The organism is Sulfitobacter sp. 1A10359 (genome assembly GCF_043558145.1).
Taxonomy (GTDB): Bacteria; Pseudomonadota; Alphaproteobacteria; order Rhodobacterales; family Rhodobacteraceae; genus Sulfitobacter; species Sulfitobacter faviae.
This window is the reverse complement of the sequence record NZ_JBIFGB010000002.1, coordinates 784,870-809,127: the sequence shown is the minus strand read 5'-3', so window position 1 is coordinate 809,127 and position 24,258 is coordinate 784,870. Positions and strand designations below refer to the sequence as shown.

At 61.5% G+C, this 24,258-nt stretch carries 34 protein-coding genes; 32 read left to right on the top strand and 2 right to left on the bottom strand.

What is annotated here, in order from left to right; translation table 11 throughout:
- From rpsS to rplP, 4 genes are read left to right on the top strand one after another with little or no spacing between them, the layout of a single operon-like run.
- Window positions 1-279, top strand: coding sequence for a 30S ribosomal protein S19 (rpsS, locus tag ACGYK2_RS08280; protein ID WP_067267967.1), 279 nt, complete (start codon window positions 1-3; stop codon window positions 277-279).
- A gap of 3 nt (window positions 280-282) precedes the next feature.
- A complete protein-coding gene (gene rplV, locus ACGYK2_RS08275) occupies window positions 283-663 on the top strand; it encodes a 50S ribosomal protein L22 (protein ID WP_067267968.1) in 381 nt (126 codons plus the stop codon).
- On the top strand, window positions 663-1,370 hold the full coding sequence (gene rpsC / locus ACGYK2_RS08270; protein WP_067267970.1) for a 30S ribosomal protein S3: 708 nt from the start codon (window positions 663-665) through the stop codon (window positions 1,368-1,370). The genes rplV and rpsC overlap by 1 nt, the downstream gene beginning before the upstream one ends.
- A 13-nt stretch (window positions 1,371-1,383) precedes the next feature.
- On the top strand, window positions 1,384-1,797 hold the full coding sequence (rplP, locus tag ACGYK2_RS08265) for a 50S ribosomal protein L16 (RefSeq protein ID WP_007118841.1): 414 nt from the start codon (window positions 1,384-1,386) through the stop codon (window positions 1,795-1,797).
- Window positions 1,798-1,869: 72 nt separating this feature from the next.
- On the opposite strand, the gene ACGYK2_RS08260 is transcribed toward rplP, so the two are convergent.
- Both ACGYK2_RS08260 and ACGYK2_RS08255 read right to left on the bottom strand, forming a co-directional pair.
- The gene (locus tag ACGYK2_RS08260) at window positions 1,870-2,424 is read right to left on the bottom strand and encodes a hypothetical protein (RefSeq protein ID WP_271688302.1); all 555 of its coding nucleotides are present in this window, start codon (window positions 2,422-2,424) and stop codon (window positions 1,870-1,872) included.
- 287 nt (window positions 2,425-2,711) lie between these two features.
- Window positions 2,712-3,335 (bottom strand): TIGR02466 family protein, encoded by a 624-nt coding sequence (locus ACGYK2_RS08255; protein WP_271688301.1) that lies wholly within the window; start codon window positions 3,333-3,335, stop codon window positions 2,712-2,714.
- A gap of 181 nt (window positions 3,336-3,516) precedes the next feature.
- Here ACGYK2_RS08255 and rpmC point away from each other — a divergent pair, with 181 nt between their 5' ends.
- The 28 genes from rpmC (at window position 3,517) to ACGYK2_RS08115 (ending at window position 24,235) form a co-directional block, all read left to right on the top strand.
- On the top strand, window positions 3,517-3,720 hold the full coding sequence (rpmC, locus tag ACGYK2_RS08250; protein WP_209218384.1) for a 50S ribosomal protein L29: 204 nt from the start codon (window positions 3,517-3,519) through the stop codon (window positions 3,718-3,720).
- A gap of 14 nt (window positions 3,721-3,734) precedes the next feature.
- Entirely contained in the window at window positions 3,735-3,980 is a 246-nt protein-coding gene (gene rpsQ / locus ACGYK2_RS08245; protein ID WP_067267977.1) for a 30S ribosomal protein S17, read from the top strand.
- Window positions 3,981-4,043: 63 nt separating this feature from the next.
- Window positions 4,044-4,412 carry a 50S ribosomal protein L14 gene (rplN, locus tag ACGYK2_RS08240; protein WP_005621870.1) on the top strand — a complete coding sequence of 123 codons (369 nt, stop codon included), beginning with the start codon at window positions 4,044-4,046 and terminating at the stop codon, window positions 4,410-4,412.
- Between the two features lie 2 nt (window positions 4,413-4,414).
- Complete coding sequence (rplX, locus tag ACGYK2_RS08235; protein ID WP_271688299.1) at window positions 4,415-4,726, top strand: 50S ribosomal protein L24; 312 nt, start codon at window positions 4,415-4,417, stop codon at window positions 4,724-4,726.
- The gene (rplE, locus tag ACGYK2_RS08230; protein WP_209218383.1) at window positions 4,719-5,282 is read left to right on the top strand and encodes a 50S ribosomal protein L5; all 564 of its coding nucleotides are present in this window, start codon (window positions 4,719-4,721) and stop codon (window positions 5,280-5,282) included. Before rplX ends, rplE begins: the two co-directional genes overlap by 8 nt.
- A gap of 18 nt (window positions 5,283-5,300) precedes the next feature.
- Entirely contained in the window at window positions 5,301-5,606 is a 306-nt protein-coding gene (gene rpsN / locus ACGYK2_RS08225; protein WP_136720403.1) for a 30S ribosomal protein S14, read from the top strand.
- Window positions 5,607-5,618: 12 nt separating this feature from the next.
- Window positions 5,619-6,011: a 30S ribosomal protein S8 gene (rpsH, locus tag ACGYK2_RS08220; RefSeq protein ID WP_067267987.1), complete on the top strand. Its 393-nt coding sequence runs from the start codon at window positions 5,619-5,621 to the stop codon at window positions 6,009-6,011.
- A gap of 10 nt (window positions 6,012-6,021) precedes the next feature.
- Entirely contained in the window at window positions 6,022-6,555 is a 534-nt protein-coding gene (rplF, locus tag ACGYK2_RS08215; RefSeq protein WP_067267988.1) for a 50S ribosomal protein L6, read from the top strand.
- Window positions 6,556-6,566: 11 nt separating this feature from the next.
- Window positions 6,567-6,926 (top strand): 50S ribosomal protein L18, encoded by a 360-nt coding sequence (gene rplR, locus ACGYK2_RS08210; protein ID WP_067267990.1) that lies wholly within the window; start codon window positions 6,567-6,569, stop codon window positions 6,924-6,926.
- Window positions 6,927-7,095: 169 nt separating this feature from the next.
- Entirely contained in the window at window positions 7,096-7,677 is a 582-nt protein-coding gene (rpsE, locus tag ACGYK2_RS08205; protein WP_067267992.1) for a 30S ribosomal protein S5, read from the top strand.
- 2 nt (window positions 7,678-7,679) lie between these two features.
- On the top strand, window positions 7,680-7,868 hold the full coding sequence (gene rpmD / locus ACGYK2_RS08200; RefSeq protein ID WP_067267994.1) for a 50S ribosomal protein L30: 189 nt from the start codon (window positions 7,680-7,682) through the stop codon (window positions 7,866-7,868).
- Window positions 7,869-8,495: 627 nt separating this feature from the next.
- Complete coding sequence (gene rplO, locus ACGYK2_RS08195; protein ID WP_067263142.1) at window positions 8,496-8,978, top strand: 50S ribosomal protein L15; 483 nt, start codon at window positions 8,496-8,498, stop codon at window positions 8,976-8,978.
- A gap of 119 nt (window positions 8,979-9,097) precedes the next feature.
- Entirely contained in the window at window positions 9,098-10,480 is a 1,383-nt protein-coding gene (gene secY / locus ACGYK2_RS08190) for a preprotein translocase subunit SecY (RefSeq protein WP_276154269.1), read from the top strand.
- A complete protein-coding gene (locus tag ACGYK2_RS08185; RefSeq protein ID WP_271688297.1) occupies window positions 10,477-11,124 on the top strand; it encodes an adenylate kinase in 648 nt (215 codons plus the stop codon). The genes secY and ACGYK2_RS08185 overlap by 4 nt, the downstream gene beginning before the upstream one ends.
- A gap of 261 nt (window positions 11,125-11,385) precedes the next feature.
- Window positions 11,386-11,754: a 30S ribosomal protein S13 gene (rpsM, locus tag ACGYK2_RS08180; protein WP_067263150.1), complete on the top strand. Its 369-nt coding sequence runs from the start codon at window positions 11,386-11,388 to the stop codon at window positions 11,752-11,754.
- 15 nt (window positions 11,755-11,769) lie between these two features.
- A complete protein-coding gene (gene rpsK / locus ACGYK2_RS08175) occupies window positions 11,770-12,159 on the top strand; it encodes a 30S ribosomal protein S11 (RefSeq protein WP_067263152.1) in 390 nt (129 codons plus the stop codon).
- A gap of 114 nt (window positions 12,160-12,273) precedes the next feature.
- Window positions 12,274-13,290, top strand: a complete 1,017-nt coding sequence (locus ACGYK2_RS08170) for a DNA-directed RNA polymerase subunit alpha (RefSeq protein ID WP_007118862.1) — start codon at window positions 12,274-12,276, stop codon at window positions 13,288-13,290.
- Window positions 13,291-13,453: 163 nt separating this feature from the next.
- A complete protein-coding gene (rplQ, locus tag ACGYK2_RS08165) occupies window positions 13,454-13,870 on the top strand; it encodes a 50S ribosomal protein L17 (RefSeq protein WP_271688296.1) in 417 nt (138 codons plus the stop codon).
- 112 nt (window positions 13,871-13,982) lie between these two features.
- Window positions 13,983-15,356 (top strand): trypsin-like peptidase domain-containing protein, encoded by a 1,374-nt coding sequence (locus ACGYK2_RS08160; protein ID WP_271688295.1) that lies wholly within the window; start codon window positions 13,983-13,985, stop codon window positions 15,354-15,356.
- A 1-nt stretch (window position 15,357) separates the two neighbouring features.
- Window positions 15,358-16,665: a replication-associated recombination protein A gene (locus ACGYK2_RS08155; protein WP_271688294.1), complete on the top strand. Its 1,308-nt coding sequence runs from the start codon at window positions 15,358-15,360 to the stop codon at window positions 16,663-16,665.
- A gap of 31 nt (window positions 16,666-16,696) precedes the next feature.
- Window positions 16,697-17,050, top strand: a complete 354-nt coding sequence (locus tag ACGYK2_RS08150) for a CrcB family protein (RefSeq protein ID WP_271688293.1) — start codon at window positions 16,697-16,699, stop codon at window positions 17,048-17,050.
- Entirely contained in the window at window positions 17,047-18,093 is a 1,047-nt protein-coding gene (locus ACGYK2_RS08145; RefSeq protein WP_271688292.1) for an RluA family pseudouridine synthase, read from the top strand. Before ACGYK2_RS08150 ends, ACGYK2_RS08145 begins: the two co-directional genes overlap by 4 nt.
- Complete coding sequence (locus ACGYK2_RS08140) at window positions 18,090-18,773, top strand: HAD-IA family hydrolase (RefSeq protein ID WP_271688291.1); 684 nt, start codon at window positions 18,090-18,092, stop codon at window positions 18,771-18,773. Before ACGYK2_RS08145 ends, ACGYK2_RS08140 begins: the two co-directional genes overlap by 4 nt.
- On the top strand, window positions 18,770-19,483 hold the full coding sequence (locus ACGYK2_RS08135; RefSeq protein WP_271688290.1) for an ATP12 family chaperone protein: 714 nt from the start codon (window positions 18,770-18,772) through the stop codon (window positions 19,481-19,483). Before ACGYK2_RS08140 ends, ACGYK2_RS08135 begins: the two co-directional genes overlap by 4 nt.
- Before the next feature lie 193 nt (window positions 19,484-19,676).
- A complete protein-coding gene (locus ACGYK2_RS08130; RefSeq protein ID WP_209218372.1) occupies window positions 19,677-20,693 on the top strand; it encodes an amino acid ABC transporter substrate-binding protein in 1,017 nt (338 codons plus the stop codon).
- A gap of 243 nt (window positions 20,694-20,936) precedes the next feature.
- Window positions 20,937-22,151 carry an amino acid ABC transporter permease gene (locus ACGYK2_RS08125; RefSeq protein WP_067263100.1) on the top strand — a complete coding sequence of 405 codons (1,215 nt, stop codon included), beginning with the start codon at window positions 20,937-20,939 and terminating at the stop codon, window positions 22,149-22,151.
- Between the two features lie 3 nt (window positions 22,152-22,154).
- Window positions 22,155-23,453, top strand: coding sequence for an amino acid ABC transporter permease (locus tag ACGYK2_RS08120; RefSeq protein ID WP_271688289.1), 1,299 nt, complete (start codon window positions 22,155-22,157; stop codon window positions 23,451-23,453).
- Between the two features lie 14 nt (window positions 23,454-23,467).
- A complete protein-coding gene (locus ACGYK2_RS08115; protein WP_067263096.1) occupies window positions 23,468-24,235 on the top strand; it encodes an amino acid ABC transporter ATP-binding protein in 768 nt (255 codons plus the stop codon).
- Window positions 24,236-24,258 lie beyond the last annotated feature (23 nt).

Genomic DNA, 24,258 nt, shown 5'->3' with positions numbered 1-24,258 from the left:
ATGGCTCGTTCAGTATGGAAAGGTCCTTTTGTTGACTCTTATGTCCTCAAAAAGGCAGAGGCTTCCCGTGAGGGCGGTCGTAACGAAGTGATCAAGATCTGGTCGCGCCGCAGCACGATCCTGCCCCAGTTCGTGGGTCTGACGTTCGGCGTCTACAACGGTCACAAGCACATTCCTGTCAACGTCAGCGAAGAAATGATCGGTCAGAAGTTCGGCGAATACTCCCCGACTCGCACCTACTACGGTCATGCCGCCGACAAAAAAGCGAAGCGGAAATAAGCCATGAGCAAGGATAAGAATCCCCGCCGCGTGGCAGACAACGAAGCAATGGCAAAGCTGCGCATGCTTCGTACGAGCCCGCAGAAACTGAACCTGGTTGCTGCCCTCATCCGTGGCAAGTCCGTGGACAAGGCGCTGACCGACCTGACCTTCTCCAAGAAGCGGGTCGCGCAGGACGTGAAGAAATGCCTTCAGTCCGCCATCGCCAACGCGGAAAACAACCACAACCTGGACGTCGATGAGCTGATCGTGGCCGAGGCCTATGTCGGCAAGAACCTGACCATGAAGCGCGGTCGCCCGCGGGCCCGTGGCCGGTTCGGCAAGATCATCAAGCCGTTTGCCGAGATCACGATCAAAGTGCGTCAAGTTGAGGAGCAAGCCTGATGGGTAACAAAGTCAATCCGATCGGTATGCGCCTTCAGGTGAACCGCACCTGGGACAGCCGCTGGTACGCCGACACCAAGGATTACGGTGATCTTCTGCTCGAAGACCTCGCAATCCGCGACTTCATCAAGAAAGAGTGCCACCAGGCCGGTGTTGCCCGTGTGATCATCGAGCGTCCGCACAAGAAGTGCCGCGTCACGATCCACACAGCACGCCCCGGTGTCATCATCGGCAAGAAAGGCGCGGACATCGAGACGCTGCGCCAGAAGATTGCCAAGATGACCAACTCGGAACTGCACCTCAACATCGTTGAGGTCCGCAAGCCCGAGCTGGACGCACATCTGGTTGGTGAGAGCATTGCACAGCAGCTGGAGCGCCGGGTGTCTTTCCGCCGGGCCATGAAACGTGCCGTGCAGAACGCCATGCGCATGGGCGCACTGGGCATCCGCGTGAACCTCGCGGGTCGTCTGGGTGGTGCCGAGATCGCGCGTACCGAATGGTACCGCGAAGGTCGCGTGCCGCTGCACACATTGCGTGCCGACATCGATTACGCGCATGTCGAGGCGTCCACCGCCTACGGCATCATCGGGATCAAGACCTGGATCTTCAAAGGCGAGATCATGGAACACGACCCCGCCGCGCGTGACCGCAAGGCACAGGAACTCCAAGACGGCCCAGCACCTCGCGGTGCCGGCGGTCGTCGCTAAGGGGGAATGAGAAATGCTTCAACCAAAGCGTACTAAATTCCGCAAGCAGTTCAAAGGCTCGATCAAGGGTCTGGCGAAGGGCGGGTCTGACCTGAACTTCGGCACCTACGGCCTGAAAGCACTGCAGCCGGAGCGGGTTACAGCCCGTCAAATCGAAGCGGCACGCCGCGCCATGACGCGTCACATGAAGCGTCAGGGCCGTGTCTGGATCCGCATCTTCCCGGATGTTCCGGTAACCTCCAAGCCCGTCGAAGTTCGTATGGGTAAAGGTAAAGGTTCCGTCGACTTCTGGGCCGCCAAGGTCAAGCCGGGCCGCATCATGTTCGAGATCGACGGTGTCGGCGAAGACGTGGCGCGCGAAGCCCTGCGTCTGGCAGCCATGAAGCTGCCGATCAAGACCCGGGTCGTGGTCCGCGAGGACTGGTAAGCCCGTAGCCCCGCAAGGGGCGGCTGAGAGAAAAGAAACCCCCGTCGAGCGATCGGCGGGGGTTTTGTTTTGTCAGTCTTCGCGGTCCAGTGCGAGCCAGAGTTTCCCGCCCCGGTAGCCGCCTTTCACCAGATGGCCCGGGGTGCCGATCTCGGGGTGGGCCTCGCTCCAATCCCGGAACTGGTCCCTGCTGACGATCCGGCCGCGGTGATCGCGGGCCGCTTTCAAAATGTAGGGATCGGCGGGCGTGCCTTTCGGGACGACCATCACGCGGCTTGCGGGCAGGTCGAGCTGGCTGCTCGACGCCTTGTCGTGTTGGTACCGGCCAATGAGGCGGTATCCCGCGTTGGCGTCGAAGACCACGCAAGGGGATTGTCCGCGCGCGCGGAGTTCGTCCACCACCTCGCGCACGGCGCGGATGTCAGGTGCTCCGGTTTTCCAGAACATGACGTTGGAGCCGTCGACGATGACCCAGTCTTTGCGCCCCCGGCGGAGCGACCGCAGGAGGAGGATCGCGCTGGCGATGGCGCAGGGCAGGCCGATGAGCAGCAGGTCGCGGAATGTGGGGTACAGGAAGGCGGCGACCGTGGCGGCGGCTGAGGCGAGGAAGAGCAGGCGGAGAAACATGGCGATGCGAATGACCTTTTGAAAGCGTTCAACTGTCGGTCAAGTTTTCCATCAGGGCAAGAAGCCTGTCACTGCCACCCCGGCCTGATCCGCGCCGCAGGCGCCGGGCCATCGCCTGCCCGCCCGTCACGCCAGAGGCATTCCAGAATATACTAGGCGCACCTTTGGTGCGACCGGGTGGGCGATTTGGTGAGGCTGGGCGCGACGTTGAGGGCGCCCATCATGGTTGAGAGATAAAGTGGCACGAGGCACCGTTGGATCGCCCACCCGCGGGCAGACGCTGGCCCTCAGCTCTCCCAGGCGTAGTTAAAACTGACCGACACCCGATCTTCCTCGATCATGTTCATCGGCACCTCGTGCCGCAACCAGCTTTCCCACAGCAGCACGTCGCCCGCTTCGGGGGCCACATAGATGAAAGGCCGCAGTTCCTCGCGCGCGCCCTTCATCCGGCCCGGCGCGGCCATCATCATCGGCAGCCGCGGGTCTTCGAAGCGGATCGCGCTGGCTCCCTCGGGCATGGTCACATAGGTCGTTCCCGAGATCACCGAATGCGGGTGGATATGCGATGTATGGATGCCGCCTTCGGGCAGGATGTTCAGCCAAAGCGAGTCGAGCACCAATTTACGCTCACCGAGATCGAACTCGAGATCCTTGGCAAAGGCCGCGACATGTTTGTCGAGCGATTTGACCAAATCCTTAAAGATCGGGAACCGGTAGGGCAGGTCATCCAGCGAGGCATAGGAGGTGTAGCCGGCATAGCCATTCTCTTCGCACCAGTCCTGACCGGCCTCATCATCCTCGGCAATCGAGAAGCAGGAGGCGGCCAGTTCATCGGTGTCGATGGGCTTGCCATGGTCCGACAAGGCGGCGTGATAGAGGCGGGTGGCGAAAAGCGATTTGATGTTTGACATGGCTCCTCCTTACGCCGAACATACCCCCATCGCCAGCCTATTTGCGCCAAAAGCGCAGATGCGGGCCAACGGGGGTTGCCATGTGCGACCTCAACGCGTATTGGCACCTTTCATCATGAACTCCACCAGAATCATGGTCACCCTGACAGGGGCCTACTGGTGATGTTGAAAGGAAGAGGCCGTGAAAGCCAGCGAACTGCATGACAAGACGCCGGACCAGCTCCGCGACGAGCTTGTGAACCTGAAAAAAGAATCCTTCAACTTGCGTTTTCAGCAGGCCACCGGCCAGCTGGAGAATTCCGCACGTCTGAAGACTGTTAAGCGTGACGTGGCCCGTGTCCACACCGTGCTGAACCAGAAAGCCGCTGCTGCGGCAGCCGAATAATAGGAGCCTGAAACATGCCCAAGCGTATCCTTACAGGCACCGTGACATCGGACGCCAACGCACAAACAGTTTCCGTTTCCGTAGAGCGCCGCTTTACGCATCCGGTTCTGAAAAAGACCATCCGTAAGTCCAAAAAGTACCGGGCTCACGATGAGAACAACACGTTCAAGGTGGGCGACACTGTACGCATCATCGAATGTGCCCCCAAGTCGAAAACCAAACGTTGGGAAGTTCTGACTTCGGACAAAGCCGAGGCCTGAGCCCCTTAAACGAAACCCTGGGATGAGGGCCGCATCGCCCCCCAGAAGGTCGGGAGAAACCAAATGATCCAGATGCAGACCAACCTGGATGTTGCTGACAACAGCGGCGCGCGCCGTGTTCAGTGCATCAAGGTCCTGGGTGGTTCCAAGCGTAAATACGCGTCCGTCGGCGACATCATCGTCGTGTCGGTCAAGGAAGCCATCCCGCGTGGTCGTGTGAAAAAGGGCGACGTCCGCAAGGCCGTCGTCGTTCGCACCGCCAAAGAAGTTCGTCGTGAAGATGGCACCGCCATCCGCTTCGACCGCAACGCCGCTGTTATCCTGAATAACAACAACGAGCCGGTCGGCACCCGTATCTTCGGGCCGGTCGTTCGTGAGCTGCGCGCGAAGAACTTCATGAAAATCATCTCGCTCGCTCCGGAGGTGCTGTAATCATGGCTGCTAAACTTCGCAAAGGTGACAAGGTCATCGTCCTGTCCGGCAAGGACAAAGGCAAGACGGGCACCATCTCGTCCGTTGACCCCAAGTCGAACAAGGCCATCGTTGACGGCGTGAAAATCGCCATCCGCGCCACGCGCCAGACACAGACAACTCAAGGCGGTCGCATTCCCAAGGCGATGCCGATCGACCTGAGCAACCTCGCACTGGTGGATGCCAATGGCAAAGCCACCCGCGTGGGTTTCAAAATCGAAGGCGACAAGAAAGTGCGCTTTGCCAAGACCACGGGGGACGTGATCGATGCTTGATACCGCAACCTACACACCCCGCCTTCAGGCCGAATACCGCGAGAAGATCCGCGCCGCCCTGAAAGAGGAATTCGGCTACAAGAACGACATGATGATCCCCAAGCTGGACAAGATCGTTCTGAACATCGGCTGCGGTGCCGAAGCCGTGCGCGACAGCAAGAAAGCCAAGTCGGCTCAGGAAGACCTGACCGCGATTGCAGGCCAGAAGGCTCTGACAACCGTGGCCAAGAAATCCATCGCTGGTTTCCGCGTGCGTGAGGACATGCCTTTGGGTGCGAAAGTGACCCTGCGTGGCGACCGTATGTACGAATTCCTTGATCGTCTGATCACGATCGCAATGCCCCGTATCCGCGACTTCCGCGGCATCTCGGGCAAGAGCTTTGACGGCCGTGGCAACTACGCCATGGGCTTGAAAGAGCATATCGTGTTCCCCGAAATCGACTTCGACAAAGTTGACGAGACTTGGGGTATGGACATCGTGATCGCCACCACGGCGAAAACCGACGCTGAAGCCAAGGCGCTGTTGAAAGCATTCAACATGCCCTTCAATTCATAAGCGCGGGAAGGATTAGAAATGGCTAAGAAATCCATGATTGAGCGCGAGAAGAAGCGCGAAGCACTGGTTAAGAAGTACGCTGACAAGCGCGCGGCTCTGAAAGAGATCGTGAGCGACGAAAGCAAACCGATGGAAGAGCGTTTCCGCGCTTCCCTGAAGCTGGCGAAACTGCCGCGCAACAGCTCTGCTGTGCGTCTGCACAACCGTTGCCAGCTGACGGGCCGCCCGCACGCCTACTATCGTAAACTGAAAATTTCGCGGATCGCGCTGCGGGACCTTGGCTCTTCCGGCCAGATTCCCGGCATGGTCAAGTCGAGCTGGTAAGGAGCGCATCAGATGAACGATCCTATCGCAGATATGCTGACACGCATCCGTAACTCTTCGCTGCGCGGCAAATCCACCGTCATGACACCGGCTTCCAAGCTGCGTGCATGGGTTCTGGACGTGCTGGCCGACGAAGGCTACATCCGCGGCTATGAAAAAGTCACGGGCGCCGATGGCCACCCCGCCATCGAAATCAGCCTCAAGTACTACGAAGGCGAACCTGTTATTCGTGAGCTTAAGCGGGTTTCCAAGCCCGGCCGCCGCGTCTACATGGCCGTCAATGACATCCCCGTCGTCCGTCAGGGCCTCGGCGTGTCGATTGTCTCCACCTCCAAAGGTGTGATGTCGGACGCATCTGCACGGTCTGCCAATGTCGGCGGCGAAGTGCTCTGCACCGTATTCTAAGGAGAAGACAATGTCTCGTATCGGTAAGAAACCAGTCGCTATGCCTTCGGGTGTCTCGGCAGAGGTGAGCGGTCAGACCATCGAAGTGAAGGGCCCCAAGGGCACCCGCAGCTTCCGTGCCACTGATGACGTGAGCCTCGCGGTCGAAGACAACGCAATCACTGTGACACCGCGCGGCAAGTCCAAGCGCGCCCGTCAGCAGTGGGGCATGTCCCGCACCATGATCGAAAACCTGGTGACCGGCGTCACCACGGGCTTCAAGAAAGAGCTTGAAATCCAGGGTGTTGGTTATCGTGCGGCCATGAACGGCAACACGCTGAAACTGAACCTCGGCCTGAGCCACGATGTCGACTACGTTGCGCCCGAGGGCGTGACCGTGACGGCACCCAAGCAGACCGAAATCGTTGTGGAAGGCATCGACGAACAGCTCGTTGGTCAGGTTGCCGCGAACATCCGCGCATGGCGCAAGCCCGAGCCCTATAAGGGCAAAGGCATCCGCTATAAGGGCGAGTTCATCTTCCGCAAAGAAGGCAAGAAGAAGTAAGGAACGGATTGATGGCAAATACCAAACGACAGCTGTTCCTGAAGCGCCGCATGCGCGTTCGGAACAAACTCCGCAAAGTCAACGCCGGGCGTCTTCGCCTGTCGGTACACCGTTCGTCCAAGAACATCTCGGCCCAGCTGATCGACGATGTGAACGGCGTGACACTGGCCTCCGCCTCCTCCATGGAGAAGGATCTGGGCGTGGTTGGCAAAAACAACATCGAAGCAGCGACGAAAGTCGGTGCCGCGATTGCCGAACGTGCCAAGAAAGCCGGCGTCGAAGAAGCATACTTCGACCGTGGCGGCTTCCTCTTCCACGGCAAGGTGAAGGCTCTGGCCGAAGCTGCGCGTGAAGGCGGTTTGAAGATCTGATTGTGCGGTGCGTGGGCAACCACGCACCCGCTTTCATACGAAGGCTATGCCTCGGGCATAGCTCTCCTGCGAAGAGGGCCGGGAAGGCCCTCTCGATGATCCGGGGGCCATGGGCTCACCAGGATTGATCCTAAGGGCCGGTAAGGCCACAGAAAAAGGAAGATGCCAGATGGCAAGAGATGACAACCGTGGGGGCAACCGCCGCAACCAACGCGACGAGACCCCGGAATTCGCTGACCGTCTGGTCGCGATCAACCGCGTGTCCAAGACCGTTAAGGGTGGTAAGCGTTTCGGCTTCGCCGCACTCGTGGTCGTGGGCGATCAGAAAGGCCGCGTCGGCTTTGGCAAGGGTAAAGCGAAAGAAGTGCCCGAGGCCATCCGCAAGGCGACCGAGCAAGCCAAGCGTCAGATGATCCGCGTGCAACTGCGCGAAGGCCGCACCCTGCACCACGACATGCATGGTCGCCACGGCGCTGGCCGCGTCATCATGCGCACAGCACCTGAAGGTACCGGTATCATCGCCGGTGGTCCGATGCGTGCCGTGTTCGAGATGTTGGGCGTGAAAGACGTTGTGTCCAAATCGGTCGGTTCGCAGAACCCCTACAACATGATCCGCGCCACTTTGGACGGTCTGAAGAAAGAGCAATCGCCCCGTTCCGTCGCGCAGCGTCGCGGCAAGAAAGTGGCTGACATTCTGCCCAAGCGTGAAGACAACGTAGAGTCCTCCGCTCAAGTGGCTGAGGAGGCATAAGCATGGCCAAGACACTCGTAATCAAGCAGGTCGGTTCGCCGATCCGCCGCCCCGCCAAACAGCGCGCAACGCTGGTCGGCCTCGGCCTCAACAAAATGGGTCGCACCCGTGAGCTGGAAGATACACCTTCCGTGCGCGGCATGATCAACAAGGTCTCGCATATGGTCGAGATCGTTGAAGAGAAAGGCTGAACCTAGGGTTCAGCGGTAGGGTGGAGGACCATCCTACGAGAGCGCCTCGCAGGGAACTGCGGGGCGTTTTGCGTTGTGGGATTTGCGGGTTTGGCAGGCGACTGCTGAGGCGCGCTTGGTACGCGTTCGGTCCGCTTACTGGGGGGATTCGAGAGGTCGGTTCCTTCGCCCACTCGTTTTCAACACTTGTTAATATTTCGTTAACATTTACCGTTGAATGGCCTCACGCATTTTTTCGGGGCGTAAACGGATAGGATTAACGATGAAACCCTTTGCTATACTCGCCGTTATATTTGTGGCGGCTGGTGCGCCGTCCTTCGCGTCGGTTCAGATGCAAACCAGCCAACTAAGTACCCCCGACGGCCCCGCCCATGGGGGCGGATGTAGAAAATCCTCACCGCCGGGGCGATGTTGCCATGCCGGATCAAAGCCATATCATTGCCACTAGCCGGTGGGATTAGGTCGACAGGGGTGAGGCGCTGGAGGTAGTCGCCATGCCCCCCTTGTCACGCCCCCCGCCATCCCCTATACGCCCCCGGTGGCCCGTGTTGGGTCGCAATGGAATCGCAACGCCGCGTTTGGCCACTCCCGTCGCTGGGGGCCATTTCCGGCATAAGGAGAAGCGACATGAAACTGCACGAACTTTCCGACAACGAAGGCGCAGCCAAGAAGCGTATGCGCGTTGGCCGTGGTCCCGGCTCTGGCAAGGGTAAAATGGGTGGCCGTGGTATCAAGGGTCAGAAGTCCCGCTCGGGTGTGAGCATCAACGGCTACGAAGGCGGCCAGATGCCCATCTACCAGCGTCTGCCCAAGCGCGGCTTCAACAAGCCGAACCGCAAATCCTTCGCTGTCGTTAACCTGGGCCTGATCCAGAAGTTCATCGACGCGAAGAAACTTGACGCGGGCAACACCATTGACGCCGCAGCGCTGGTTGCTTCCGGTCTGGTCCGTCGTGAGCTGGACGGTATCCGCGTTCTGGCCAAGGGTGACATCACCTCCAAGATCGACCTGAACGTCGCTGGCGCTTCCAAGTCCGCCATCGAGGCGGTCGAGAAGGCAGGCGGCAAGGTGACCGTGACCGCCCCCAAGGCGGCCGAGGCATCCGAGTAAAGCGGCCTTAAGGCTTGTGAGCGGCGCGCCAGCCGCTTACATAACCTCAAGTTTTCCCGAACGCCGCCCGCCGGAAAACGGCCCGGGCGGCGTTTTCGCAACAAAAGAAGAGACCCCTCATGGTATCTGCCGTCGAAAACATGGCCGCGAACACGAGCTGGTCCGCATTGGGCAAGGCAACAGACCTGCGCAACCGGATTCTGTTCACGCTCGGGCTGCTTATCGTTTACCGCCTTGGCACCTTCATTCCGGTTCCCGGCATCGACGGTGGCGCGCTGCGTGACTTTATGGAGAGCGCAGGCCAAGGCATCGGCGGCATGGTGTCGATGTTCACCGGCGGCGCGCTTGGCCGGATGGGTATCTTCGCTCTGGGCATCATGCCCTATATCTCGGCCTCGATCATCGTTCAGCTGCTGACCTCCATGGTTCCTGCGCTGGAACAGCTTAAGAAAGAGGGCGAGCAGGGGCGCAAGAAGATCAACCAACACACGCGCTACGGCACCGTGGCGCTGGCGACTTTGCAGTCCTATGGCCTTGCCGTGAGCCTTCAGGCCGGTGACATCGTGGCCGATGGCCAGATGGGTTTCGGCTTTATCGCGGCCTGTATGATTACCCTCGTGGGCGGCACGATGTTCCTGATGTGGCTGGGTGAGCAGATCACCGCGCGCGGCATCGGCAACGGCATTTCGCTGATTATCTTCGTCGGCATCATCGCCGAGGTTCCCGCCGCCATCGCGCAGTTCTTCGCCTCGGGCCGTTCGGGCGCCATCAGCCCCGCCGTCATCGTGGGCGTCTTGGTCATGGTGATCGCGACGATCATGTTCGTGGTCTTCATGGAGCGCGCGCTGCGCAAGATTCACATTCAATATCCACGCCGCCAAGTCGGCATGAAAATGTACGATGGCGGCACCAGCCACCTGCCGGTGAAGGTGAACCCGGCGGGTGTGATCCCGGCGATCTTCGCCTCTTCACTGCTGCTGCTGCCGGTCACCGTCAGCACCTTCTCGGGCAATTCCACCAGCCCGGTGATGTCTTGGCTCTTGGCGAACTTCGGCCCCGGTCAGCCCCTTTACCTGCTGTTTTTCGTGGGCATGATCGTCTTCTTCGCCTATTTCTATACCTTCAACGTCAGCTTCAAACCCGATGACGTGGCCGACAACCTGAAGAACCAGAACGGCTTTGTCCCCGGCATCCGCCCCGGCAAGCGTACCGCCGAGTATCTGGAGTATGTGGTCAACCGCATCCTCGTCCTCGGCTCAGCCTATCTGGCGGCGGTCTGTGTTCTGCCCGAGATTCTGCGCGGCCAGTTCGCGATCCCCTTCTACTTCGGCGGCACCTCGGTGCTGATCGTCGTCTCGGTCACCATGGACACGATCCAACAGGTTCAGAGCCATCTGCTGGCGCATCAGTATGAAGGTCTGCTTGAGAAGTCTCAGCTGCGCGGCAAGGGCGCGGGCAAAGGCAAAGGTACACGCAAGAAACGGAGCCCCGTACGTCGATGAATATTATCCTACTCGGGCCTCCGGGCGCAGGCAAAGGCACCCAAGCACGTCATCTGGTTGAGACCCGCAACATGGTTCAGCTGTCCACTGGCGACATGCTGCGTGAAGCCAAGGACAGCGGCACGGAGATGGGCAAGATCGTGGCCGACGTGATGGACCGCGGCGCGCTTGTCACCGATGAGATCGTCATTGGCCTGATCCGCGAAAAGCTCACCGACAAGGCCGAGCATGGCGGCTTTATCTTCGACGGCTTCCCCCGCACGCTGGCGCAGGCCGATGCGCTGGCCGATCTGATGGCGCAAGAGGGCCAGACCCTCGACGCTGTGATCGAGATGAAGGTCGATGATGAGGCGCTGGTCGCCCGCATCACCGCGCGGTCCACTTGCGCAAGCTGTGGCGAGGTTTATAACGACCTGACCAAACCGATCCCCGAAGATGGTAAGTGCACCAACTGCGGCGGGACCGAGTTCAAGCGCCGCGCAGACGACAATGAGGAAAGCCTCAAAACCCGTCTGATGGCCTATTACAAACAGACCTCTCCGCTGATCGGCTACTACTATGCCAAAGACATGCTCAGCGGCGTGAACGGTCTGGGCCAGATCGAAGAAGTGCGCGGCGCAATCGCGCAGGTTCTCGACAAGTGATTTCCCGGCGGCGCGGGGCAGGGGGCGCTGTCCTTTGCCTTCGCGCTGCCGATCAGCGCTGAGTTTTGTGCGGGCCTTGACGCCCTGCGCAAAACCTCATAGTCACCCCTATCTCGTAAGAGAATCAAATTGCGGCAAGGGTTCCGCCCAACCCCGCAAGATCACCTGATCAGCCTTAGCCCGATGGTCTTACCGCCTCGGGCTTGTGTTGTGAAAAAAGGGTCTGGAATCACGGACCCGCAACGAAAAGGAATAGCTAACGTGGCACGTATTGCCGGCGTAAACATCCCGACTGCAAAGCGGGTTCCCATCGCCCTCACCTATATCACTGGTATTGGCAGCTCCTCCGCCAAGGCCATCTGCGAAGCTGTCGGCATCGACGAGACCCGCCGGGTCAACGAGCTGTCCGACGCCGAAGTTCTGGCCGTGCGTGAGCACATCGACGCCAACTACACCGTCGAAGGTGACCTGCGTCGTGACACGCAGATGAACATCAAGCGCCTGATGGACCTCGGCTGCTACCGTGGCCTGCGCCACCGTCGCAACCTGCCGGTTCGCGGCCAGCGCACCCATACCAACGCACGCACACGCAAAGGCCCCGCGAAGGCCATTGCTGGCAAGAAGAAATAAGGGAGGGTCCGATCAATGGCACGCGATAAGACACGCACCAAGCGTAAGGTCTCCAAGAACATCGCCGCAGGCGTGGCGCATGTGAACTCGAGCTTTAACAACACCAAGATCCTGATCTCGGACGTGCAGGGCAACGCGATCTCCTGGTCGTCCGCTGGCACCATGGGCTTCAAAGGGTCGCGTAAATCGACACCTTACGCCGCTCAGATGGCCGCAGAAGATGCAGGCCGCAAAGCTCAGGATCACGGCGTCAAGACGCTGGAAGTCGAAGTGCAGGGCCCCGGTTCCGGCCGTGAATCCGCGCTGCGCGCTCTGGCGGCTGCCGGTTTCAACATCACCTCGATCCGTGATGTGACCCCGATGGCCCACAACGGCTGCCGCCCGCCCAAACGCCGCCGCGTTTAAGTCGGGATTGTTTTACATGGGGTCGCGCCTTGCGTGCGGCCCCATACCGCTTTTCAGAAACCTCGAGCGTTTGTGTCATTTGGACATGAGGCACAAACAAGGATGGAGGGACGCATGATCCACAAGAATTGGGCTGAATTGATCAAGCCGCAACAGCTTGACGTTAAGCCGGGCAACGACCCCGCACGTCAGGCGACCGTCATGGCCGAACCGCTGGAGCGGGGCTTCGGTCTGACCCTCGGCAACGCGCTGCGCCGCGTGCTGATGTCCTCGCTGCAGGGCGCGGCGATCACCTCCGTGCAGATCGACAACGTGCTGCACGAGTTTTCCTCCGTCGCCGGTGTGCGCGAAGACGTGACCGACATCATCCTGAACCTCAAGGGCGTCAGCCTGCGCATGGAAGTCGAAGGCCCCAAGCGCCTGTCGATCTCCGCCAAAGGTCCGGGCGTCGTCACCGCCGGTGACATCTCCGAATCCGCCGGTATCGAGATTCTGAACCGCGAGCATGTGATCTGCCATCTCGATGACGGTGCGGATGTCTACATGGAGCTGACCGTCAACACCGGCAAGGGCTATGTCTCCGCAGACAAGAACAAGCCCGAGGACGCGCCCATCGGTCTCATTCCGATCGACGCGATCTATTCGCCGGTCAAGAAGGTCTCCTACGACGTGCAGCCCACCCGTGAGGGGCAGGTGCTGGACTATGACAAGCTGACCATGAAAGTGGAAACAGACGGCTCCATCACGCCGGACGACGCCGTGGCCTTCGCCGCGCGTATCCTGCAGGACCAGCTGGGCATCTTCGTGAACTTCGACGAGCCGGAATCGGCGTCCCGTCAGGACGACGACGACGGTCTGGAGTTCAACCCGCTGCTGCTGAAGAAGGTCGACGAGCTGGAGCTCTCGGTCCGTTCGGCGAACTGCCTGAAGAACGACAACATCGTCTACATCGGCGACCTGATCCAGAAGACCGAAGCCGAGATGCTGCGCACCCCGAACTTCGGCCGCAAATCCTTGAACGAGATCAAGGAAGTGCTTTCGGGCATGGGTCTGCACCTTGGCATGGACGTCGAGGACTGGCCGCCAGAGAATATCGAAGACCTCGCCAAAAAGTTCGAGGATTCGTTCTAAGATACGGGCGCCGGAAACTTTCAAAGTTTCCGGCACCGATTTCTTTCAAAGAAATCGGGTGCCGTTACGACCGGGCGTAAGCCCCAAGGAGAGCTCGTGACACGCATCGCGGGCCAGACAAAGCAAAACCGCCCGTAGAGGGCATCACGATTGGAGTAAGACAATGCGTCACGCACGTGGATACCGCCGCCTGAACCGTACACATGAACACCGCAAGGCGCTGTTCTCGAACATGGCAGGCTCGCTCATCGAGCATGAGCAGATCAAGACCACCTTGCCGAAAGCCAAGGAACTGAAGCCGATCATCGAGAAGATGATCACGCTCGCCAAGCGCGGCGACCTGCACGCCCGCCGTCAGGCCGCGTCGAAGCTGAAAGAAGACCAGTATGTCGCCAAGCTGTTCGACGTGCTGGGCCCGCGCTACAAGGACCGTCAGGGCGGCTACGTCCGCGTTCTGAAGGCCGGCTTCCGCTATGGTGACATGGCGCCGATGGCGATCATCGAATTCGTCGACCGCGACCGCGACGCCAAGGGTGCCGCCGACAAGGCGCGTCTGGCCGAGGAAGACGCGGCGGAATAAGATCCCCGCCATCGTTATTCGGAAAGCCCCGCCCCCGGCGGGGCTTTTCTTTTGCTGGGCAGGGGGGCAAATCGCAGTTGCACCGGCCCCACTCCCTGCGCATATCTGGGGCATGAGAACCCTTTTCCTGCTCTTGATGATGCTCTGCGGCCCGCTGGCCGCACAGCATGTGCCAAGCTCCGCCGCGCAGATGCAGCTGAGTTTCGTGCCGCTGGTCAAAGAGGCCGCCCCGGCGGTGGTCAATATCTACGCCCGGACCATCGCAAAGGCCCGCCGCACGCCGCTGCAGACCGATCCCTTCTTCGAACGCTTTTTTCGCGATCCCTTCTCCGAGCGGCCCCGGGTGCAGAACTCGCTTGGCTCGGGCGTGATCCTCTCGGCCGACGGGATCGTCGTGTCGAACTACCACGTCGTCGGCACCGCCACCGACATCCGCGTCGTGCTGAACGACCGACGTGAGTACAGCGCCCGGGTGCTTCTGGGCGATGCCGACAGCGATCTGGCGATCCTCAAGCTCGAAGGGGCCGAGGACCTGCCGTTTCTCGAGTTGCGCGAAAGCGACGCGGTGGAGGTGGGCGAGTTGACGTTGGCCATCGGCAACCCCTTCGGCGTGGGCCAGACCGTGTCGAGCGGGATCGTCTCGGGGCTGGCCCGCTCTGGCGCCGCGGGCGGGGGAGGTCAGGGCTATTTCATCCAGACAGACGCGCCGATCAACCCGGGCAATTCCGGCGGGGCGCTCATTGACATGGGCGGAAGGCTCATCGGAGTGAACACCTCGATCCTGACCCGCTCGGGCGGCAGCAACGGCATCGGTTTTGCCATTCCCGCCGATCTGGTGGCCGCCTTCGTCGCACAGGCCCGCGCCGGGGAGACCGCTTTCCAGCGTCCCTGGGCGGGGCTTTCAGGCCAGCCAGTCGATGCCGACATGGCGGGGCCCTTGGGGCTGGACCGTCCGGGCGGGATCATCGTTTCCGGGCTGCATCCCGCCAGCCCCTTTAACGGCGCGGGGCTGATGGTTGGCGACGTGATCGTCAGCGTTGACGACCAGCCGGTGAACACGCCCGCCGAGATGATTTACCGCATGTCGGTGGCAGGTCTGGGCCATTCCGCCCGCGTGGGCGTCATGCGCGAGGGGCGGTTGCAGGAGATGAATGTGGCCCTGATCGCCGCGCCCGACGTGCCGGACCGGGCCGAGGTCACCTTGGGCGCGGGCAGCCTGCTGCCGGGGCTGAAAGCGGCGCGGATCAACCCGGCGGTCATTGCCGAGATGAACTTGCCCTTGGAAAGCGCGGGCGTGGTGGTGCTCGACGCCGGGCGTTTCGGCCCGCGCGTGGGGGTCAGGGACGGTGACGTGATCCTCTCGGTCAACGGCGTGGCGGTGGAGGATACCGCCGCCCTCGTGGCGCTGCTCTCGGGGCAGGTGCGTCGCATCCAGATGGTGATACAACGCGGTGACCGGCGCATGGCGCTGCGGTTCAGGGGGTAGCGTGGCGGATTTGTTCGGAGACACGGAAGAGGCGGAAGAGGGCGGCCACCGCCCCTTGGCCGACCGGTTGCGGCCGAAATCGCTTGGCGAGGTGATCGGGCAGGAAAAGGTGCTCGGCCCCGATGCGCCGCTGTCGGTGATGCTGGCCGCCGGGGCGCTGTCCTCGCTGATCTTCTGGGGGCCGCCCGGTGTAGGCAAGACCACGATCGCGCGGCTGCTGGCGGATGAGACCGATCTGCATTTCGTGCAGATCAGCGCGATCTTCTCGGGCGTGCCGGAACTGCGCAAGGTGTTCGACGCGGCCAAGATGCGCCGCCGTCAGGGGCAGGGAACGCTGCTCTTCGTTGACGAGATCCACCGTTTCAACAAGGCACAGCAGGACGGCTTCCTGCCGCATATGGAGGATGGCACCATCCTTCTGGTCGGCGCCACCACGGAGAACCCGAGTTTCGAACTCAACGCCGCTGTGCTCAGCCGCGCGCAGGTTCTGGTGCTGGAGCGCCTGCCCCATGGCGATCTGGAACGCTTGGCGCAGCGGGCCGAACGCGAGCTGGGCAAGCCCCTGCCCCTGCAACCCGAGGCGCGCGAGGCGCTGCTGGAAATGGCCGATGGCGACGGGCGGGCGCTGCTCAATTTGATCGAGCAGGTGACCGCGTGGAAAGACGACGCACCGCTCGACAAGGCGGGCCTGTCGAAACGCCTCATGCGCCGCGCGGCGCAATACGACAAGTCGGGGGATTCGCATTACAACCTCATCTCGGCCCTACACAAATCCATGCGCGGCTCGGACCCGGACGCGGCGCTCTACTGGTTGGGGCGGATGCTGGAGGGCGGCGAGGACCCGCGCTACCTGATGCGGCGCATTACTCGGATGGCGGTGGAGGATGTCGGCCTCGCCGATCCGCAGGCGCAGGCCTTCTGCCTGCAGGCATGGGAGACCTACGAGCGTCTCGGCAGCCCGGAGGGGGAGCTCGCCATCGCGCAGGCGCTGACCTACATTTGCCTCGCGCCGAAATCCAACGCTGTCTACAAAGCCTACAAGGGCGCGCGGCGTCTGGCGCGCAGCACCGGGTCGGAGCCGCCGCCGAAACATATTCTGAACGCGCCCACCAAGCTGATGAAAGAACAGGGCTACGGTTCGGGCTATGCCTATGACCATGACGCCGAGGATGGGTTCTCAGGCCAAAACTACTTCCCCGACGCGATGGAACGCCCCAGCCTTTACGAACCGGTCGAACGCGGTTTCGAGCGGGAGTTGAAAAAGCGGCAGGATTACTTTGCGGGGCTGCGCGCCAAGCGGAAAACTTGACTCCGGGCCGCGCAGGCGCGATGGGGTGTCGATGATGAAAACACTGATCATGGTGGCGCTCGGCGGCGCTCTGGGGGCCTGTCTGCGCTACCTTGTCGGTCTGGCCGTGGGCTTTCCGCTGGGCACGCTTGCCGTCAACGTCGCGGGCTCGCTCGCCATCGGGGTGGTCTGGGTCACGTTCGCGGACAAGGCGCTGCTGCTGCCCTTCCTGATGACCGGGCTTCTGGGCGGCTTCACCACCTTCTCGGCGTTTTCACTCGACACGTTGCGCCTGCTTGAGGCAGGCCGCGCCGCTGTCGCATTTTCATATGTGGGGGCCTCGGTGATCTTGTCGCTGGCCGCCTGTTTGCTGGGCCTCTGGTTGGCCCGTGAGGTATTGGCATGAGCCGCGTACAGACAGTGACCGTCGCCGAGGGCGATGGCGACCAGCGGCTTGACCGCTGGTTCAAGCGGATGTTTCCGCAGATCAATCAGGGCCTCATCGAGAAGATGTGCCGCAAGGGCGAGATCCGCGTCGATGGGGGCCGGGTCAAGGCCAACACGCGGCTCGAGGCGGGCCAGCAGGTGCGCGTGCCGCCGCTGCCCGATGCCGCGCCGCCCCCGCCGCCCAAGCGGACACGCATCACCGAGGCCGACGCCAAAATGATCCGCGACTGCGTGATCTACCGCGACGACCACGTCATCGCGCTGAACAAGCCCGCCGGGCTGGCGGTGCAGGGCGGCTCGGGCCAGGCCGACCGCCATGTCGACGCGCTGTCCGAAGCGCTGATCTTCGACGCCGAGGAAAAGCCGCGCCTCGTGCACCGGCTCGACCGCGATACCTCGGGCGTGCTGCTCTTGGCGCGCACCCGTGCGGCGGCCAAATCGCTGACGGCGGCGATGCGGCACCGCGAAACCCGCAAGATTTATTGGGCCATCGTCGCGGGCGTGCCCACGCCCTATCTGGGGGAGATCAAATACGGTCTGGTCAAGGCCGGCGGCCATGGCCGCAAGGGCGAGGGCGAAAAGATGATTGCCGTGCACCCGCGCGACATGGACGACACGCCGGGCGCGAAACGCGCGCATACGCTTTATGCAACGCTCTTCCGCGTCGGCTCGCGCGCGTCTTGGGTGGCGATGGAGCCGGTCACGGGCCGCACCCACCAGCTGCGGGCGCATATGGCCGAGATTGGGCATCCGATCGTTGGCGACGGCAAATACGGCGGTTCGGGGCAGGAGAACCTCGGCGACGGCTGGGGCGCGCAACTGGGCGGGATCATCTCGAAGAAGCTACATCTGCACGCGCGGATGATGCGTTTCGAACATCCGCACACGCGCAAGGTGGTGACGATCACCGCTGAACTGCCCGACCATATGGCGCATAGCTGGGACACCTTCGGCTGGACCGAGGATCTCGCCGAAGAAGACCCTTTCGAGTCGCTGCAATGAGCAAACCGCTCCGTTTGGTGATTTTTGACGTCGACGGCACGCTGGTCGACAGCCAAGGCGATATCGTCGCGGCGATGACGGCGGCCTTTGCGGCTGTGGAGGCACCCGCGCCAACGCGGGCCGAGATCCTGTCGATCGTCGGCCTGTCGCTGGATGTGGCGATGACGGTACTGGCCCCCAGGCGCCCGGCGGGAGATCACCTTGCGATGGTTGAAGCCTATAAGGCTGCTTATATGACCCTGCGGGCCGAGGCGGGGGTGGCGCAATCCTCGCCGCTTTACCCCGGCGCGTTGGAGACGTTGCGGCGTCTTCACGCAGAGCCGGAGATGCTGTTGGGCGTCGCCACGGGCAAGTCGAAACGCGGGCTGGACAAGCTGATCGCCGGTCACGGGCTGGAGGGGCTTTTCATCACGCAGCAGGTAGCGGATTTCCATCCCTCCAAGCCGCATCCGTCGATGATCCATCAGGCGATGGCCGATGCCGGGGTAGGGCCTGAGGCCACGGTGATGATCGGCGACACCTCTTTCGACATGGACATGGCCGCCGCTGCCGGGGTGACCGGGATCGGCGTCAAATGGGGCTATCACGGCCCGGAACGGCTGGCCGCCGCCGCGCATCTGGTCGAGGATTTCGCGGCGCTGCCCGCCCTGCTGGAACAAATCTGGAGCATTCCCGCATGAGTGACTGGAAAGCCAAACGCTTTTGGAAAGACGCCGCCGTGGTCACGGTCGAAGACGGTTTCACCGTCGAATTGGACGGCCGCCGGGTGAAGACCCCGGCCAAGCGCCTGCTGACCCTGCCGACCCGCGCCATGGCCGAGGCCGTGGCCGCCGAATGGCAGGCGCAGGAAAAGCAGATCGACCCGCGTACCATGCCGGTGACCAAGACCGCCAATGCCGCGATCGACAAGGTCGCGGTGCAAAAGGCCGAGGTCGTCGAGATGCTCGCGGCCTATGGCGACAGCGATCTTCTGTGCTACCGCGCCGACAGCCCCGAAGGTCTGGTCGCCCGGCAAGCGGCTGAGTGGGATCCGATGCTGGACTGGGCGGCGCAAACCCTTGGCGTGCGGTTGGAGACGCGGGAGGGCATCATGCATGAGCCGCAAGCGCCCGAAGCCCTGGCCCAATTGCACCGGCGGACGGCGGCGCTTGATCCCTTTGAACTGGCGGCTTTTCATGACCTTGTGAGCCTCACCGGCTCGCTGATCCTTGGCTTTGCCGCGCTCGAACAGGCCTTTGACCCCGAGGAAATTTGGGCCCTGTCGCGGCTGGATGAGACATGGCAGGCCGAGCAATGGGGCCGCGATGACGTGGCCGAGCAAGAGGCCGAAATCAAGCGGCAGGCATTTTTACATGCATGTGCAATAATAGTGCTTTGCAAAGCTGCTTAACTTGATAAAAGCTTTGCGACTCGATGTGAAAACCCGCCCTGATTTTGCCCATCGCGCCCTTGACCTTCAAACCTGAATCCGCCCACACTGCTTTTCATTGAGCAGGGGAAACCCTGCACAAGATCGCTTTCGGCGTCATCTGGCGTCGGATTAACCGCCAGTGAACGTGGCGGACTATCAGGAAGAGGTAAAAATGAAAAAAACCGTAATTTTTGGCGCGCTGACCGTTGCTGGCCTTGCGGCCGGCGCTGCTGGTGCCGCCACGCTTGATGACGTCAAGGCCCGTGGCAAGCTGAACTGTGGCGTGACCACAGGCCTTGCAGGCTTTGCCGCGCCGAACGCCAACGGCGAATGGGAAGGTTTCGACGTGGCCGTGTGCCGTGCCGTTGCCGCCGCCGTTCTGGGCGACAAGAACGCCGTGGAATTCGTGCCGACAACCGGCAAAACCCGCTTCACCGCGCTGGCCTCGGGCGAGATCGACTTCCTCGCACGGAACACCACATGGACCTTCAGCCGTGACACCGACCTGAAGTTCGACTTCATCGGCGTGAACTACTACGACGGTCAGGGCTTCATGGTCCCCAAAGCGCTTGGCGTTTCCTCGGCCAAGGATCTGGACGGCGCGACCGTCTGCATCCAGACCGGCACCACAACCGAGCTGAACCTCGCGGACTTCTTCCGCAAGAACAACATCAGCTACGAGCCGGTCCCCGTTGAAACCAACGCCGAAGGCCAGCAGCAGTACCTTGCCGGTGCCTGCGACACCTACACCACCGACGCATCGGGCCTTGCTGCGACACGCGCGACCTTCGAAAACCCCGATGAGCACGTGCTGCTGCCCGAGATCATCTCGAAAGAGCCGCTGGGCCCGCTGGTCCGTCACGGCGACAACGACTGGGGCGACATCACCCGCTGGGTGCTGAACGCGCTGATCGCTGCCGAAGAACTGGGCATCACCTCGGCCAATATCGAAGAGATGACCGGCAACACCAACAACCCCGAAGTTGCCCGCCTTTTGGGCACCGAGGGCACATTGGGTGAGATGATCGGCCTCGACGCCGACTGGGCCAAGCGCGCCATCATGGCCGAAGGCAACTACGGTGAGATCTTTGCCAAGAACATCGGCGAAGAGACACCCATCGGTCTGGCACGCGGGCTGAACGCCCAGTGGACAGATGGTGGCCTGCTCTACGCACCGCCCTTCCGCTAAATCGCGAAGCGAGGGGCGCAGGAATTCCTGCGCCCCTTGCGCCTCTGGCCGGTGGGGCTGCCTGCCTCTGGCCAGCAAAAGCTCCCTACTGACAAGAAGAACGGTCAAAAAAACGACTGACGAAACCCCAACGAGACAATAAAAACCCACGATCGAGATAAATCGATCTACGACCAAAAATGATTCGGCCAAGGTGCGCCAAATGCACCGATAAAAAACAAGCCGGAACACAGGGATACATACATGACGACATTCTCCGACCCTCCCAAGGCGTCGTTCCGGCCATCTATGCTGTTGAGCGACACCCGCTATCGGTCGATCACCTTTCAGGTGATCGCGCTGGCGCTGCTGGTCACGGCGATCTGGTATCTGGGATCGAACCTAGCCGCGAACCTGCGCGCCGCCGGTTTGAACATCTCTTTCCAGTTCCTCGGCAATCCGGCGGGCTATGACATCAACCAGACGCTGATCCCCTATACCAGCCAATCGTCGAACCTTCAGGCGGCTTGGGTCGGGATCATCAACACGCTTCTGGTGTCCTTCCTTGCCTGCGTCACGGCCACGATCTTTGGCGTGATCGCCGGGGTTCTGCGCCTGTCGAACAACTGGCTCGTGCGCAAGCTGATGGCCGGCTACGTCGAGATTTTCCGCAACATCCCGGTGCTGATCTGGATCCTGATCATCTACACCATCATGACCGCCGCCATGCCCGCGCCTTCGGCCTTCCGCGGTGACGATCCGGCCTCGACCATGATGCTGGGCTCTTTCGCCTTCACCAACCGGGGCGTCTATATTCCCGGGCCGGTCTGGGGGCCGGGGTCGATGATCGTGGTGGCGACCTTTGTCGCCTCGGTGATCGGCGTCTTCGCCTACCGCCGCTATGCGACCAAGCTGCTTTATGACACCGGTCGCCTGCTGCCGATGCTTTGGCCTTCGGTCGCGATCCTGTTGCTGCCGACGATCATCATGTTCTTCATCATGGGCATGCCGATCGGGCTGGATTACCCCGCGCTGAAGGGCTTCAACTTCCGCGGCGGCATCCAGATCGGCGCGCCGCTGATCGCGCTGTGGTTCGCCTTGTCGATCTACACCGGTGCCTTTATCGCCGAGAACGTCCGCGCCGGCATTCAAGCGGTCAGCAAGGGCCAGTCCGAAGCCGCTGCTGCCTTGGGCCTGCGGTCGGGCCGGATCATGAACCTTGTGGTGCTGCCGCAGGCGCTGCGGGTGATCATCCCGCCGCTCATTTCGAACTACCTGAACATCACCAAGAACTCCTCGCTGGCGATCCTCGTGGGCTATGCCGACATCACCGCGACGCTGGGCGGGATCACCCTGAACCAGACCGGGCGGGCGATCGAATGCGTGGTTCTTCTGATGCTCTTCTACCTCGTCATCTCGCTGGGCATCTCCATGGTGATGAACGTCTACAACAACGCAACGAAGCTGAAGGAGCGTTAAGCCATGTCAGACACACATGCTGAATCCATCGCCTTCGTGCGTGAAACCTCGCTGCCGCCTGTGGCCCCGCCGGATAAGGTCGGCGGCCCACTGAAATGGGTGAAGGACAACCTTTTCCCGACATGGGCGAATGCGATCCTGACGATTGTGGCACTCTATTTCCTCTATCTTCTGGTCTCCGGCTCTCTGCCGTGGCTGTTGAACGGCGTCTGGTCGGCGAGCAGCCTGTCGGAATGTCGTGAGATTTTGGACGGCGCGACCGGGGCCTGTTTCTCGGTGCTGAGCGAGCGCTGGCATCAACTGCTCTTCGGCTTCAAATATCCCAGCGACCAATACTGGCGTCCCACCCTCGCGCTGGTGCTGCTGTTCCTTGCCGCGGCCCCCGTGCTCTTCATTGACCTGCCGCGCAAGCTGCTGCTTTTCACCGGCGTTTACCCGTTCCTTGCCTTCTGGCTGATCTGGGGCGGGCCGATCTGGGGGCCGATCTTCGCGCTCTTGGGCGTCGTGGCGGGCTATGTCGTCTATAGCCGTCTGGTGCAGAAGAGCTTTGCCATGGCGCTGGCGGGCGGCGTCGTCGCTGCGGTGATTGTCTGGTATATCGGCGGCTTTATTGGCGAGGCGCTGCGCCCCGCATCGCCCCTGCTGCAATCGATCCCGAGCCGTGACCTTGGTGGCTTCATGCTCAACATGATGCTGGGCATTACCTGTGTGTCGCTGTCGCTGCCCATCGGCATCGCGCTGGCGCTTGGCCGCCAGTCGCACCTGCCGATCGTCAAGGGCATCTGCGTGGTCTTCATCGAGTTCGTCCGCGGCGTGCCGCTGATCACGCTGCTCTTCGTGGCGAACGTGATGCTGGCCTATTTCTTCCCGCCGGGTTCGGGCGTCGACCTCTTCATCCGCGTTGTGATCATGATCACCATGTTCTCCTCGGCCTATATCGCCGAGGTGATCCGGGGCGGTCTCGCCGCGTTGCCGAAGGGTCAGTATGAAGCCGCCGACAGCCTTGGCCTCGATTACCCGCAGGCGATGCGGCTGATCATCCTGCCGCAGGCGCTGAAGATCTCGATTCCGGGCATCGTCAACATCGCGGTCGGCCTGTTCAAGGACACCACGCTGGTCTCGGTGATCTCGCTGTTCGACATCATCGGCATGATCCGCGGTCCGATCCTCGCCTCGACCGATTGGAACGGCGTCTACTGGGAGCTTTTCCTCTTTGCTTCCGTGCTGTTCTTCATCGTCTGCTACGGCATTTCTCAATACTCGCAGTGGCTGGAACGCCGTCTTGCGACTGACCATCGTTAAGGGAGGGTTCTCGCATGGCTGAGACCGCACAAATGAAAGTATCCGACGAAGTCGCGATCCGCATCGACAACATGAACAAGTGGTACGGGGCCTTCCACGTGCTGCGCGACATCAATCTAACCGTGCATCGGGGCGAGCGGATCGTGATCTGCGGGCCATCGGGCTCGGGCAAGTCGACGCTGATCCGCTGCATCAACGCGCTGGAAGAGCATCAGAAGGGCACCATTGAGGTCGACGGCACGCTGCTAAGCTCGGACCTCAAGAACATCGACAAGATCCGCTCAGAGGTCGGCATGTGCTTCCAGCACTTCAACCTCTTCCCGCATCTGACGATCCTTGAGAACTGCACGCTGGCGCCGATCTGGGTCCGCAAGACACCCAAGAAGGAAGCCGAAGAAACGGCGATGCATTTCCTTGAAAAGGTGAAGATCCCCGATCAGGCGAACAAGTATCCCGGCCAGTTGTCGGGCGGTCAGCAGCAGCGTGTGGCGATTGCCCGTTCGCTCTGCATGCGCCCGCGGGTCATGCTGTTCGATGAGCCGACATCGGCCCTCGACCCCGAGATGATCAAGGAGGTGCTCGACACGATGATCGAGCTTGCCGAAGAGGGCATGACCATGCTCTGCGTGACCCATGAGATGGGCTTTGCCCGTCAGGTGGCGAACCGCGTGATATTCATGGACGAAGGCCAGATTGTTGAGCAGAACGAGCCGGAGGCTTTCTTCAACAACCCGCAAAGCCCGCGCACGCAGCTGTTCCTGAGCCAGATTCTCGGGCACTGAACCGGGAAAATCGGACCAAGGTA